The 13479-nt window shown below is 44.3% G+C and carries 11 protein-coding genes; 6 read left to right on the top strand and 5 right to left on the bottom strand.

Annotated features, from left to right (window positions below; genetic code table 11):
- Positions 1 to 51: 51 nt before the first annotated feature.
- Positions 52 to 978, bottom strand: coding sequence for an iron-hydroxamate ABC transporter substrate-binding protein (locus tag NSQ49_RS10370; RefSeq protein WP_159868960.1), 927 nt, complete (start codon positions 976 to 978; stop codon positions 52 to 54).
- Positions 929 to 1774, bottom strand: a complete 846-nt coding sequence (locus NSQ49_RS10365) for an ABC transporter ATP-binding protein (RefSeq protein WP_159868957.1) — start codon at positions 1772 to 1774, stop codon at positions 929 to 931. The genes NSQ49_RS10370 and NSQ49_RS10365 overlap by 50 nt, the downstream gene beginning before the upstream one ends.
- A 213-nt stretch (positions 1775 to 1987) precedes the next feature.
- Between NSQ49_RS10365 and NSQ49_RS10360 the strand changes: the two genes are divergently transcribed.
- Entirely contained in the window at positions 1988 to 3037 is a 1050-nt protein-coding gene (locus tag NSQ49_RS10360) for an NAD(P)/FAD-dependent oxidoreductase (protein WP_251284868.1), read from the top strand.
- A 177-nt stretch (positions 3038 to 3214) separates the two neighbouring features.
- On the opposite strand, the gene NSQ49_RS10355 is transcribed toward NSQ49_RS10360, so the two are convergent.
- On the bottom strand, positions 3215 to 4429 hold the full coding sequence (locus NSQ49_RS10355; RefSeq protein ID WP_251284867.1) for an MFS transporter: 1215 nt from the start codon (positions 4427 to 4429) through the stop codon (positions 3215 to 3217).
- Positions 4430 to 4573: 144 nt separating this feature from the next.
- Between NSQ49_RS10355 and NSQ49_RS10350 the strand changes: the two genes are divergently transcribed.
- Positions 4574 to 4909, top strand: a complete 336-nt coding sequence (locus NSQ49_RS10350; protein ID WP_251284866.1) for an antibiotic biosynthesis monooxygenase family protein — start codon at positions 4574 to 4576, stop codon at positions 4907 to 4909.
- A 50-nt stretch (positions 4910 to 4959) separates the two neighbouring features.
- On the opposite strand, the gene NSQ49_RS10345 is transcribed toward NSQ49_RS10350, so the two are convergent.
- Together NSQ49_RS10345 and NSQ49_RS10340 are read right to left on the bottom strand one after the other, a co-directional pair.
- A complete protein-coding gene (locus tag NSQ49_RS10345; protein WP_159868945.1) occupies positions 4960 to 5991 on the bottom strand; it encodes a FecCD family ABC transporter permease in 1032 nt (343 codons plus the stop codon).
- On the bottom strand, positions 5991 to 7025 hold the full coding sequence (locus NSQ49_RS10340) for a FecCD family ABC transporter permease (protein ID WP_159868942.1): 1035 nt from the start codon (positions 7023 to 7025) through the stop codon (positions 5991 to 5993). The genes NSQ49_RS10345 and NSQ49_RS10340 overlap by 1 nt, the downstream gene beginning before the upstream one ends.
- 136 nt (positions 7026 to 7161) lie before the next feature.
- Here NSQ49_RS10340 and NSQ49_RS10335 point away from each other — a divergent pair, with 136 nt between their 5' ends.
- From NSQ49_RS10335 to NSQ49_RS10320, 4 genes are all read left to right on the top strand, one after another.
- Entirely contained in the window at positions 7162 to 8703 is a 1542-nt protein-coding gene (locus NSQ49_RS10335) for an AraC family transcriptional regulator (RefSeq protein WP_236566301.1), read from the top strand.
- 153 nt (positions 8704 to 8856) lie between these two features.
- On the top strand, positions 8857 to 9804 hold the full coding sequence (locus tag NSQ49_RS10330) for an ABC transporter substrate-binding protein (RefSeq protein WP_159868939.1): 948 nt from the start codon (positions 8857 to 8859) through the stop codon (positions 9802 to 9804).
- A gap of 146 nt (positions 9805 to 9950) precedes the next feature.
- Positions 9951 to 11777 carry an IucA/IucC family protein gene (locus NSQ49_RS10325; RefSeq protein ID WP_251284865.1) on the top strand — a complete coding sequence of 609 codons (1827 nt, stop codon included), beginning with the start codon at positions 9951 to 9953 and terminating at the stop codon, positions 11775 to 11777.
- Positions 11749 to 13464, top strand: a complete 1716-nt coding sequence (locus NSQ49_RS10320; RefSeq protein WP_159868933.1) for an IucA/IucC family protein — start codon at positions 11749 to 11751, stop codon at positions 13462 to 13464. The genes NSQ49_RS10325 and NSQ49_RS10320 overlap by 29 nt, the downstream gene beginning before the upstream one ends.
- The last annotated feature ends 15 nt before the right edge of the window (positions 13465 to 13479 follow it).

Genomic DNA, 13479 nt, shown 5'->3' with positions numbered 1-13479 from the left:
TTTTTAAACAGGAAAGAGGAATTCCTAAAAATTAAGAATCCCTCGTGAGTATTAGTTTCCTAAAAATGATTCTTTAAAGAACTCCAGCTGTGCATCAAGTGTGATTGGATCACTGAAGGAAGCGCCATTGCCTTCCATTTCGAAAACACGGTTATTTTTCACAGCAGGGATATTTTTGTACGTATCGGTTTCCTGGAATGAATGGTCTGCATCTGAGTATTTGCTTATAATCATATAATCTCCTGCATATTCCGGCAGCACTTCAGCTGAAAGGGCATAGTATCCATCTTTTAGGGCCATTTCTTTAACCTTTTCAGGCATTTTTAAATCCATAGCCTGATACAGGATTTCAGTTCCGCGTGCCCAGTTATCGCCAAAAACATAAAGCTGTTTGTCGAAGATTTCAAATACAGAAACGGTTGCATCTTCACCAATTTTTGCACGAATGTCTTCCCCGGCTGCTTCAGCGCGCTGTTTGAAATCAGCTACCCATTTCTTTGCTTCTTCCTCTTTATTAAGCAGCTTGCCGATTTCCTCATGCTGGGAAAGATAATCTAATTTACCCCATGTATAAGTTACAGTTGGTGCAATTTCCTTAAGTTTATCATAGTTTTTAACAGTAGATAAGGCAATAATCAAGTCTGGTTCTAATTCGATTATTTTCTCTAGGTTATCTTCAGATACTTCTTCAGCATCCTTCAATTGTTCTTCAAAGCGAGGATTATTTTTGGACCAAGTATCCACGCCGACAATATTTACGCCCAATTGCATAACATTTCCTGTGAAGCCTGAAAGGAGAACAACTCTCTTAGGATCAGCCGGGACTTCAACCGGTCCAGTTTCAGATTCATAAGTGATTGTACCCGATTTTTTATCTTCCTTTGGTTCAGATGAGCTTGTATCTTTTTCTTCTGTATTGCCGCAGGCGCTAATAAGCAGAAGCAGCAAGATCGTAAATGGGATCAATAGTTTCTTCATGTTGATTTTCTCCTTTTAATAAATTATAAGTTATACACATTGGTTTGTTTGTGCGGGGATCACGTCCAATGACTGCATCAATATTGAACACCTTCCTTAAAACATCCTGTGTAATGACTTCTTCATAGCTTCCTGATTTAACAATCTCACCATCTTTTAATGCGACGATATGGTCGGCAAAGCGGGCTGCCTGGTTTAAATCATGGAGGACCATTACAATGGTGCGCTCTTGTTCCTCGTTCAGCTTTTGAAGAAGTTCGAGAACTTCAAGCTGGTGTGCCATATCTAAATAGGTGGTAGGTTCATCAAGGAAAATGATATCGGTTTCTTGTGCAAGTGCCATGGCGATCCACACTCTTTGGCGCTGGCCGCCTGACAAAGCATCAACAGGCCGGAACTTAAATTCTTTAGTGCCTGTCACTTCGAGAGCCCAGTCGATCACTTCATAATCCTTTTTCGTCAATCTTCCAAATCCTTTTTGATAAGGGAAGCGGCCATATGAGACTAGCTCGCCTACTGTTAAACCGCTTGCACTTTCAGGTGTTTGAGGCAAAATCGCCATCTTCTTGGCAAGGATTTTCGTATTTTCCTTTGAAATGTTCTCCCCATCCAGGATAACAGTGCCTGATTGATGGGAAATGATGCGGGTAATGGCCTTTAAAAGGGTTGATTTCCCACAGCCATTTGGACCAATGATTGTTGTGATTTTCTTATCGGGAATCTGGACGCTTAGATCCTTTACAATTAGTCGTTCGCTATACCCAATGTTCAAGCCATCTGTATATAGACGGACCATTATGTAACCTCCGTTTATGTGAGAATTTATTTTCAATTAGTGATAATGATTATCAGTGTCGGTTCATTTTTACTATAAGTCTAGTTAACTTATAAGTCAACAGTATTTGAAGGAAATTACCAAGGTAAATTTTTATTGTCAAAGGAGAAGAAAGGACGTATAGTTGAAGTGAGAATGATAATCAATAATAATTGATTATAGGGGTGAACGGATATGAAGCAGATGGAGATCTTTGATGTAACGGTTATAGGAGGAGGTCCAGCCGGGCTATACTCTTCTTTTTACAGCGGTTTAAGGCAAATGAAAACAAAACTGATTGAATTTCAGCCGCAGCTGGGCGGAAAGATTCATGTGTATCCCGAAAAAATGATTTGGGATGTCGGCGGGCTGACTCCTACTCCGGGAGCAAAGCTGATTGAACAGCTGGTCGAGCAGGGGCTGACCTTTAATCCGACGGTTGTCTTAAATGAAAAGGTGGAATCCATCAGTAAGAATAAAGATGGAGTATTTGTTTTGAAAGGGTCTTCAGGAGAAGAGCATTATTCAAAAACAGTGATTGTGGCAGTCGGCAGCGGAATTCTAAAGCCGCAAAAGCTGAAAATTGAAGGTGCAGAGCGCTTTGAAGTCTCTAATCTAAATTACACCGTCAAGTCTCTGGCCCATTTCAAGAATAAAACAGTAATTGTGTCAGGAGGAGGCAATTCTGCAGTAGACTGGGCCAATGAATTGGAGCCTGTTGCTAAGCAGGTATACATCACTTGCAGGCGGGATGCGTTAACTGGCCATGAAGCTCAGGTTTCACAGCTGATGAATAGTTCGGTTATCTGTATTAACCATACGTCCATCACCAAATTAATAGCAGGCGGAAACCACGAGGAAATTGAGCAGGTGGAATTGACGAATAATGAAACGGGTGAGGTTTCATATCTTGCCATCGATGAAGTGGTCATTAACCATGGATATGAGCAGGATACGGAACTCTTGAAAAATAGCAATTTGAATATTGATATGCTGGAAGATTTCTATATTGCTGGGAATGCAAACAGTGAGACATCAGTTGAAGGGCTTTATGCTGCAGGGGATATTCTTAAGCATGACGGCAAGCTTCACTTAATTGCGGGAGCCTTCCAGGATGCTGCGAATGCAGTAAATAAAGCAAAGCAGTACATTGAACCTGATGCAGCCGGGGCGGCGATGGTTTCATCACATAATGATGTATTTAAAAGGCGAAACCGGGAATTGGTGAAGCAGCTGGTTCTCTAAGGCAAATAAATTAAGTGCACATAAATTCTCTTTATCCGCACATAAAACAGGGTTATGCGCACAGAAAAAAGTGTATCCGCACGTAAAAATTGGCTATCCGCACACAATTGAAAAGACCTCTGACAATAAGGCGAAATAGCAGTAAAAAGCCGGCCCACACAAAGGTGAGCCGGTTTTTTACGTGCTGATTTTTTCTTTTATCTGTACTTCGGTCCTAAGCTGCTTGAATTTAAAGAAGAAAGCAGCTGTCATGACTAAGGATAGAATGCCAAAAATAACGACCATTACCTGAAGTCCAACGGCATCCAGCAGGAATCCTGTCAGCAGGAGCACAATTTGGAAAATAACACGATCTAGCATGTTCCGGAAGGAGAAGAATCTTCCGTGGAATTCCTTCGGCACCCTTGTTTGAAAAATGGTGGCTGCCGTTGGGAAGAAACAGCCAACGGCAAACCCGAATACAAAGAACGCCGCAATAGATAGGACAGGAACATCTGCAAAGTACAAAAGCAGCTGTGAAACGCCAATGATAAATGAGAAGAAAAATAAAATTGCGTAAGGCGACCTTTTTTGGCTGATTTGCTTGACGATAAATGCGCCGAGCATGAAGCCGATTCCTTCTGCCGTATAAATTAACCCTTTAATGGATGAACTGTCCTGAAGCTCGCTGATGTTAATGACCATAAGGTTGAAACCTCCAAGAAACAGCAGTGGAACCAGAGTTAATATCAGGGTCATGAATACAATGGGGAGGCCTTTAATAATCGGGAAGACTTCTTTAAATCCTCCGCTGCTTCGGGAAGACTGTTTTCCTGTGCCTGGCTGTTCTCTTTTTTCCTCAAAATCCATAAACCAGGTTATTCCGAATAGAGCCAGATAAGCGACCAGCGACCCGATATAAAGCATGGATAATGGCAGAATGACTAGCAGAACCCCAGCCAGGGCTGTGCCCAATATCCTCGAAAGGGTGGACACATTCATGTGTACTCCATTCAGCTGCAGCAAATCTTTTTCAGCAACAAAAAGCGGGATGGCTGCCTGCAGTGCAGGAAAGTAAAAGGCTGCAGACAATTGAATAATTACCAGGAACAGAACCATCCACCACACAGAGCCCGTTTGAATAGCAATCAGCATGAAAATTACACTAATAGCCCTGACAAAGCCTGATCCCAGCATGACGGTCTTTTTATTCAGCTGGTCGGTAATTCTGCCGGCAAGGGGGCCGACTGCAATTCCTGCCAGCAAACCTGACGCCAGAATAAGTGACTTCAGGAAGTCAGAAGGAACCTTTTCCTGCATAAACTCAAGGTTTCCTATAATGCCAAGCCAAAGGCCGAGCCCTGCTATAAATTCACCAGTTAAAAGAATCCATACGTTCTTATTTTTCCACATAAAACGGCCTCACAATTTTAGTAAATTTCGATAATCTAACAATACTATAAAATGAATGAATACTGAATCTATTTTTTTAAAACAGTTGAAAATGAAAATCGTTATCAATTATAATAACAAAAAAGAACAGAGGAGGAAATGGGTATGTTTGTTCAATTAAAGACAATTAAGGTTCAAGAGGGCCACGCTGAAAAAATGGTTGAGCGCTTTGCAGGGGATGGAATCATCGAAGAGCAGCCTGGATTTCTTGATTTAAATGTATTAAAGAAAAAACAGCGCAGCGGAGAGGAAGAAATCATTGTAATGATCCGCTGGGAATCTGAAGAGGCCTGGAAGGCATGGGAAACAAGTGATGTACATATTGCTGGCCACCGAGCAAACCGCCGGAAACCTAAGCCTGAATTTATTATCGACAGCCGTCAGGATGTATATCATGTGCTGGGGCAAAAACAATACAGAGAGCCTGCTGAAATCAAATAAAGCTGAATGCCCATTCAAAAGGGATTGTTGAATGGGCATTTTTCTTGAATTTAAACGCTTATCCCGGAGCCTTTCCGGGTCAGCAGCATGAAGATCAGGTAGGGGGCACCGATAACTGATATGACGATACCGACGGGAATATCCGCTGGTGCCAAAAGATTTTTTCCAATCATGTCTGCCATAAGCACCAGAACTGCTCCGATCAGTGCAGACAAGGGCAGACTGCTGAAGTAATTGGGTCCGCACAGCCGCCGTGCCAGATGGGGAGCCAGCAGACCAATAAATGCGATTCCGCCGCCGACAGCCACACATGCTCCTGCAAGGGCTGCAGAAAGGCACAGAAGCAAGCGGCGTTCAGACTCCACTTTTAAACCAAGAGCAATCGGAACTTCCTGCTTAAACTGAAGAAGATTCATGGTCCTTGCTTTGTAAAAGGCAGCGGGTATAAGAAACAAAATCCATGGAAGCAAAGCCCGTACATATGGCCACCCGGCTCCCCAGATGCTGCCTGTCAGCCAAATGGCAGCCTGCTGAAAATCCTTTGGATCCATTTTTAGCTGCAGAATCATTAGAAGGGCACCGCATAGAGCATTAAACCCGAGACCAACAAGGAGAAGCCGTTCTGGGTCAATTCCTCCTTTCCATGAGAACCGATATATCAGAGCTGCAATAGCGAGAGCGCCGGCAAAAGCGAAAACGGGCAGAAAAAATGGTTCAGAGAGGAGATTTCCTTTCTCCTGTCCGAAAAGATAGATCGAAAAAACGACAGCCAGTCCAGCTCCGGCATTAATTCCGAGAATGCCTGGGTCAGCCAGAGAGTTCCGGGAAAGTCCCTGGAGAATGCTGCCTGATAGTGCAAGTCCGGCACCAATCAGCATGGCAATGACCATTCTCGGCAATCTCAGCTGAAATAAAACAAGCTCTTGTCTTGGGGTACCGCTGCCAGCTAACGTGTTCAATACCTCAGAAATACTGATGGGCATCACGCCAGTGGACAGGCTCATTACAAAGGTGGCCATAATTAATAGGATAAAGGCTGCCAGCCAGTTTTTGGTTCGGCTTAATGCCAGCTTCCAATCCATTATAAATACCCCCTCTTCCTTCGGGATAAATATAGGAAAAATGGAACTCCAATCAAGGCGGTTACTGCGCTGACCGGTGTTTCGAAAGGCGGATTGATCATCCGTGCCCCGATGTCCGCGATTACCAGGAGAAGGGCACCGGCAATGGCACTTAACGGAATCAGCCATCTGTAATCAGATCCGATTATCATCCGCACCATATGGGGAACCACAAGGCCAATAAAGCCGACTGCCCCTGCAATGGAAACGGCTGCGCCAGATAATAGAATAACGGCAATGAGCCCGATCCACCTGACTTTCTCTCGTGATTGACCGAGGCCTGCTGCCACTTCTTCCCCTAAAGCCAATATAGTCAGAGAGCGGCTGATCCATAGGGATAGCAGCAGCCCTGTGATAACAGCGGGTAGCAGTATAAAAACATGCGGCCATTTGGTGCCGGACAGGCCTCCGGCAAACCAGAAGCTCAAGTCCTGTGCTACCTGGAAATACAGGGCGATACCAGTAGAAAGGGCGCTGAATAATGTGCTTAACGCAGCACCGGCAAGCGTCAGGGTCACAGGAGATATCCGCTCTTTTGAAATCATGGAAAAAGAGAGGACAAGCATGGCGCCTGCTGCAGAACCTGCAAATGACCAGACCAGAAGGATCCAGTAAGAGCCGCTTGAAACAAATGCAAGCGAAATGGCGATGGCAAGTCCGGCTCCATGGGTAATGCCAATGATTGAAGGGTCGGCAAGCGGATTGCGTGTGATGCCCTGCATAATAGTACCTGCCACTGCCAAAGCAGCCCCAATAAGAGCACCACCCAATGCCCTCGGAAGACGCACTTCCCTGATCAGCTGGTGTTCAATTTGGCCAGCTTGAAAAGAGAAAAAAGAGTCCCAAACGACAGAAGGGGAGATCCATATGGCTCCAAGTCCGATGGAAGCGAGCAGGCCAAGGAAAATACATACTAAGCCAAAAAGGCCCCATTTAATAGATTTTGAGTGAACAGGCCGATGGGGATCTGTTATGTCAGCGGCGGTTCTGGCCATTATGATCAGTCCTTTTTTTATGTATTTTATAATTGAAAATGAGAATCGTTATCGCATTAGAAGAACGATATTAATCTACTATCCTTCCACAGCATTTGTCAATTCATATTTCAGGAAAAGAAGGGAGTGTCTAAATATGCTGCTGAATAGCCATATGTTTGAATTTGCATCATTTCACCTGCGTGAGGGCTTATCCCAGGAAGTAAATGAAAAAAGCAGTCATTTTTTTATCCTATACATATTATCTGGAAAAGGCACCTTGGTAAGCGGGAACCAGAGATTGAGGGCAGAAGAGGGTAAAAGCTATTTCCTCACGGATTCCAGCACCCTCACATCGTCATCTTCTTCTCTGCTTTCTGTTCATTTGCTTTCCTGGCCAAAAGAAGGCGATGTGCTAAAAAGTATGTTATCCCGTCCGCTGGCTGACCTGGCCCCCGCAAAAATGGTTCCCCTATGGGAAGAGATGAAGAAAAGCCGGAAGGAAAAATCAGTTTCGGCCAAATGCCGATTTCTATCCCTGCTCTGGGAGATGCTATCCATCCTGACAGACGCAGCCGATATTGACCGAATGGAAGAAGCAGAGGAATTGATCCGGAACAGCCTGTCCCGTCCCTTAACCGTTGCAGAATTAGCTTCTAAAGCAAAAATGACTCCGGTAACATTTTCAAGGGCTTTTAGGAAAAGGACCGGTATGACCCCGAAGGAATTTTTAAATGCAGAACGAATAAAGACTGCCAAAAAGCTGCTGCTCCAAAATAGAGGAATTACAGCTAAAGAGGTTGCCTTGCAAATAGGGCTGCAGGATGAATTTTATTTCAGCCGTCTTTTTAAAAGCAGAGAAGGGATGCCGCCAACTGTTTTCATGAAAAGGGCAAGTGAACGGATTGCTGTCGTAAGTCAGCTGTTTCTGCAGGATCACCTTCTTTCACTTGGAATCCAGCCTGTTGCAGCTCCGTCCTACCCAACCGTCTATTCTGCCAGCAGAGGGGTGCCAAGCTATCTTCAAACAGAGCTCGAAGGGACTAAATTGTTAAACGCAGAAAAACCATTTCAGCCGGAAGATATTTTGCTGACCCATCCGGATCGCATTATTAAAACTCCTTTGCATCAATTTCAGCTTCAAAGTGTGCTGCTTTCAAAGCAGGAGCAAGTTTATCATATGTCTTTGAAGCAGGACTGGCGTCATTATCTCTTTGAAATAGCATCGGTGGTCGGCTGTGAAAGCCGTGCTGAATACATAGAAAAAGACATTCATTGTATGGAATGCCAAGTACGGGATGAGATGTGTCCATTAACGAAAACTGGCCAGTGGGCTGTCATTTGGATTCGCCCGGAAGAAATACGCCTTTACGGGAAGGGAAATCATGCCCTTCTCGATCTTCTTTTTCAAAGTCTGGGATTCCAGCCCCACCCTGATCTGCATGATGAGGGATACCGAAATGTCAGCCTGAAAGAGATTGCTGAATTAAACCCTGACAAGCTGCTCATTTTATGGAGTCATGAAAAGGATGTGTGGAGAACTGCCCATACTCCAGAATGGAATAAAATCCGTGCTGTCCGGAACGGAGAAGTCTATTACCCTGAAAGCCATGAGTGGGATCCGTGGGGGCCCATTGGGAGGAAGAAGCTGCTTGAAGTCTTTCCTTCAAGCATTCTTAAAGCCAAACTAAAAGCTTAAAGAAAATAATTAACGAGCAGCTGCAGACTTGCAGCTGTTTTTTTAATGAAAATTCATTTTGTGCATGCAGGAAGTTAAAAATGTCCATGTTCAGCAATGGTGATAATGATTATCATTGAGAATGAATTTCATTATTGTTAGGGAGGATTATTCATGAAGAAGTTCTTTGCTCCTTTGAGCGTTGTTTTTATGTTATTTATACTTGTTTTAACAGGCTGTGGAAAAGAAGAGGAAGCTTCAACAGAAGCAGCTGAAAAGAAGAAAGAGGAGAAAACAGAGGAAACAAGGACCGTTGAGCATTTATACGGAAAAGCAGAAGTCCCTGCCGAACCAAAGAAAATCATTCTGCTTTCGCATGTATCATGGGAAGGTTCACTAGTATCTGTTGGTGTAAAGCCTTACGCTGTGATGGCGTATGATAATGAGTTTCCGCCGCATTTAACAGAGGAGCTTGAAGGTGTGAAGGCTCTTCCTTATGCTGATGAAATAAATTCGGAAGAAATTTTGAAGCTGGATCCGGATCTGTTAATTATCAGTGATCGCTACAAGCCTCTTTATGACCAGCTGTCTGAAACCATTCCAACAGTTGTAGTTGAAGTGGGCGGTGATTGGAAGGAAGATCATCTGAAGGTTGCAGAAGCAGCTGGCAAGCTTGAAGAAGGAAAGAAAGTGATTGAAGACCTTGAGAAGGAAGCAGAAGATATCGGCAGCCGTGTAAGTGAGAAAATGGGCGATGAAACATTTATGGCAGTAGCCATAAATAAAAAAGATATTCGTGTATATGGCCGTACCAACCATGCAACCAATTCATTATTATTTGATGATTTGAAACTCACACCTGCGGAAAACCTTCCTGAGGATTTCGGAGAGAATATTTCGATTGAAGGATTAGCAAAGTATAATCCTGATCATATCCTCGATGTTTCTTATTTTAATAGTGGTGAGTTCTATGATTCTGTTACACAGGGAGAGGTCTGGAAAAGCCTGAAAGCCGTTCAGAATGGCAACGTACATACTCTTAAGACGACATGGGGGTATTGGGATCCAATTGAGCGCCAAAAAGGATTGAAAGAGATTGAATCCCTGCTCCTAAGTGAATAGCATCTTGATGAGAGGCTGGGACTTTCGAAGGTCCCTGTCTCTGTCATTCCATTGGTTTCTTTTAAAAGAAGAAATCAAATTTTTTAACCATTATTGAGAATGGTTATCAATTACTAGGTCTAAAGACTCGGTGAAAGGATGGAATTATGCATCATTCAGCCAAACAAATTGCAGAAAATGCAACGTTTCAAGCTTTTATAAATAGTTACTTAAGAGAAGTAGATTGCGGACAGTGGATGGAAAGGGAGGAATGGGTGCAGGAGCAGCGGCCATCTATGACTCTGTCAGGTGAATACATGGTGGAGATAGAACTTCCAGGCCAGTCTGCCGTATTTGCAGTGGAAGTGATTTACCAATCAAAAACTGGAAGACATTTGATCGGGGGTGCTTTAAAATATTGCAGCCAAAGGCTGGAATGGATCCCTCAGGATCGGCTTCCGATGATGATTGCTCTTATCCATGAACTGCATTTAATGGCAAAATCAAATGGATGCCATGAACTTTCATCCCATTTTGATGAGCTGGTGATCAGGCTGATTGAGAGCTATCAGACGATGGCTTTGTACATTGAAAAAAGAATGAAGGACGAAAGCAGCCTGTATTCCGAAGAAAGCACCTTCATTGAAGCCGAGCAATCACTATTGTTTGGTCACTGGCTTCACCCTACACCGAAGAGCAGGCAGGGAATGGCCGTATGGCAGCATCCGCAATATGCACCGGAGTTAAAAGGCCGTTTTCAGCTTCACTATTTTCAGGTAGACCGGGAGTTAGTCAGGGAAGCTTCAGCTAATCGGAAAAGCGCAAGTGATATTATACTCTCTTCCCTTAAGAAATCGATACCGCAATTTACTGTCCCGCATAGCAACTGCCTCATTCCGATGCATCCTCTTCAGGCTCAATGGCTGCTACAGCAGAATCATGTCAGGGAGGCGGTTGATAAAAAACTAATAAAAGACCTTGGCCCAATAGGAGCCTATTATTCAGCAACCTCTTCCATCAGAACAGTTTACAGCCCGGAAAATGATTGGATGTTTAAATTTTCCGTACCGGTAAAAATTACGAACTCATTAAGGGCGAACCGTCTGCATGAACTAAAGGCAGGTATCGCTATGACAGAATTAATGGATAAGCTTCGATTTACGGAAAAATATCCGTCATTTCGGATAATTGATGATCCGGCCTATATAACAGCTGAATTGCCGGGGCAAAAAGAGTCAGGGTTCGAGGTCATTATTCGCTCCAACCCTTTTCCGGAAGGGGAAGATAAGGGGATTACTTCTATCGCGGCATTGGTTCAGGACCCGCTGCCGGATCAACGCTCAAGACTTCAGCGGACCATTGAAGGACTGGCACAGGCAGAGAGAAGAGATCCGGAGGAAATCAGCATGGAATGGTTCGAAAAATATTGGAGATGCTCGATTGTGTCTCTGCTCCGATTATATGATGAACACGGGATTGCACTTGAGGCCCATCAGCAGAATAGCGTCCTGGATGTATCCTCGGGATACCCGGAAGCTTACTGCTACCGTGATAATCAAGGCTACTATCTATCAAACGATTACAGAGAAAATTTATCCGGCCTTTTGCCGCAATTGGCAGAATGCCCGGAACTATTTTATGACGATGACCTCATTCAGGAACGATTCACATATTACCTGTTTATGAACCAGCTCTTTTCTGTGATTTGCCGATTTGGGCAAGACGGTCTTATCAGTGAAGACTGTTTGATCGAATGGTGCCGGAAACAGCTTAGCATTCTTGAAAACGAACTGTCGGGTCAGGGGAAAGCATTCATCGGCCATATCCTGCGATCAGAAAAGCTGGCCTATAAAGCTAACCTGCTAACCCGTTTCCATGATGTGGATGAACTGCTTGCTAAGAACGAACAAGCCGTTTACACCTATATCCCAAATCCTTTTGCCATTGTGAAGAAGGAGGAGAACTATGCAGAAGCTGCATCCGCTGCCATCTAAGAAAATTGAAAGAAGAGTCATCCGGCAGTTATTGGAGGCCATTCTTTTTGAAGGGCTGATGGATTATGAAAAAACAGCACTCCAGCCGGGCGAACAATTATTGAGCTTTACCGTTTTCGGAAGGCATCGGTCTTATTGCTGTGAGGGAAGGATTGCTTCGTTTGACCGTGTGAGGCTGAAGGAAGACAGCATCTATTCTGTGCAGAGCGATGGTTCCCGTACGGAAACAAGCATAGAGGAACTGGCAGCAGACCTTGTATCAGATCCGGATAAAAGAAGCAAGCTTATTCACGAGCTGCAGCAAACCATTCTGCTGAGTGAATGGAATGAAAAGAATCTCATGCCAGCCATCTCAAGGAGAACATGCAGTTATGAAGAACTGGAGTCAGAAGTTTGGGAAGGCCATCCCTATCACCCTTGTTTTAAGGCAAGGACTGGATTCTCTCTTGAAGACCATGCTGCATTTGGTCCGGAAGCAGGGCAATCTTTTGCACTGCAGTGGGCTGCAGTCAGACGGGAGAATAGCCAAATGGCTATTCCCCAGGGTGAGAAGGAATTTTGGGAAAAGGAGCTGGGTCCACTCATGCTCGGGCAGCTGCTGACCGAGCTGCATCAGTTGGGAAAAACGTTTGAAGAATACACCTTTCTGCCAATCCATCCATGGCAGGTAAAGCATATCAAAGATGAACTGGAGCGGGGGGATCTCGTTCTGCTAAAAAGCAGCGGGAATTCTTATCGGGCAACCCAGTCGGTCCGAACACTTTGGAACGTGACCAGCCCAGAGAAAGCTCATCTAAAACTATCCATGAATATGGTGAATACTTCATCGCTAAGAACATTAGAAACACATGCCATCTGTGCCGCTCCCCATATTTCAAAATGGATAGCTGACACAGTGGAAGCGGATACATATTTAAAGGAAGAAGCTTCCTTAATTGTTTTGAAGGAGTATGCAGGAATTGCCTATCAGCCATTAGAGGCAGAAACAGAGGCAAGACTGGGAGCTATTTGGCGGGAAAGTGTCCGCCTCTACATGGAAGACGATGAGGAGGCTGTTCCTTTTACTGCACTTCCTTTAATAGAGAGGGATGGCTCTCCATTCATAGGTGAATGGCTGAAGTGCTATGGAATTGAAAGCTGGGTAAAAAGGCTGCTGGAAGTAAGTGTGGTTCCAGTCTGGCATTTACTCGCCGCTCATGGCATAGCTGTGGAGGCACATGCCCAGAACATGGTACTCCTTCACAAGAACGGCTGGCCTACCCGTGTTGTATTAAGGGATTTCCACGACAGTACAGAGTATCATCAAAACTTTTTGGCAGACCCCAGCCGGCTTCCAGACTTTGGAGAAATTCATGAACAGTTTAAAAAAGTCGGAGACAACGAGTATTATTGGATGGCTTCCGTAGAAGCACTAAGAGAGCTTGTTATGGATACATTGTTTGTTTTTCATTTAACAGAACTGTCTTTTGCGCTTGAAGAGCAGTACGGCTACAGTGAGAGAAAGTTTTGGAGGCTGGCTCGTGAGACGCTCGCCGGGCACATGAGCTGCTATCCAGAACTGATTTTCCGAAATTACCTGCTGGAGCATAATGCCCCTATGGTTTATGCCGAGTCACTGCTGAAAAGGAAAGTCCAAAAAGAAGAAGCTGGCGGGTTCCGCCATCTTGTCACTAACTCTTTAGCATAGAACACAAAGGAGAAT

The sequence above is a fragment of the Cytobacillus sp. FSL R5-0377 genome (assembly GCF_038004385.1).
Taxonomy (GTDB): Bacteria; Bacillota; Bacilli; order Bacillales; family Cytobacillaceae; genus Cytobacillus.
This window is presented reverse-complemented; position numbering and strand designations above follow the sequence as displayed.

What these genes read in the sequence shown, in the direction of transcription:
- NSQ49_RS10345 (WP_159868945.1), bottom strand. Translation starts at nt 5,991, where the DNA reads ATGGATTGGAAGCTGGCATTAAGCCGAACCAAAAACTGGCTGGCAGCC.
- NSQ49_RS10325 (WP_251284865.1), top strand. Translation starts at nt 9,951, where the DNA reads ATGCATCATTCAGCCAAACAAATTGCAGAAAATGCAACGTTTCAAGCT.
- NSQ49_RS10340 (WP_159868942.1), bottom strand. Translation starts at nt 7,025, where the DNA reads ATGGCCAGAACCGCCGCTGACATAACAGATCCCCATCGGCCTGTTCAC.
- NSQ49_RS10335 (WP_236566301.1), top strand. Translation starts at nt 7,162, where the DNA reads ATGCTGCTGAATAGCCATATGTTTGAATTTGCATCATTTCACCTGCGT.
- NSQ49_RS10370 (WP_159868960.1), bottom strand. Translation starts at nt 978, where the DNA reads ATGAAGAAACTATTGATCCCATTTACGATCTTGCTGCTTCTGCTTATT.
- NSQ49_RS10365 (WP_159868957.1), bottom strand. Translation starts at nt 1,774, where the DNA reads ATGGTCCGTCTATATACAGATGGCTTGAACATTGGGTATAGCGAACGA.
- NSQ49_RS10320 (WP_159868933.1), top strand. Translation starts at nt 11,749, where the DNA reads ATGCAGAAGCTGCATCCGCTGCCATCTAAGAAAATTGAAAGAAGAGTC.
- NSQ49_RS10330 (WP_159868939.1), top strand. Translation starts at nt 8,857, where the DNA reads ATGAAGAAGTTCTTTGCTCCTTTGAGCGTTGTTTTTATGTTATTTATA.
- NSQ49_RS10350 (WP_251284866.1), top strand. Translation starts at nt 4,574, where the DNA reads ATGTTTGTTCAATTAAAGACAATTAAGGTTCAAGAGGGCCACGCTGAA.
- NSQ49_RS10355 (WP_251284867.1), bottom strand. Translation starts at nt 4,429, where the DNA reads ATGTGGAAAAATAAGAACGTATGGATTCTTTTAACTGGTGAATTTATA.
- NSQ49_RS10360 (WP_251284868.1), top strand. Translation starts at nt 1,988, where the DNA reads ATGAAGCAGATGGAGATCTTTGATGTAACGGTTATAGGAGGAGGTCCA.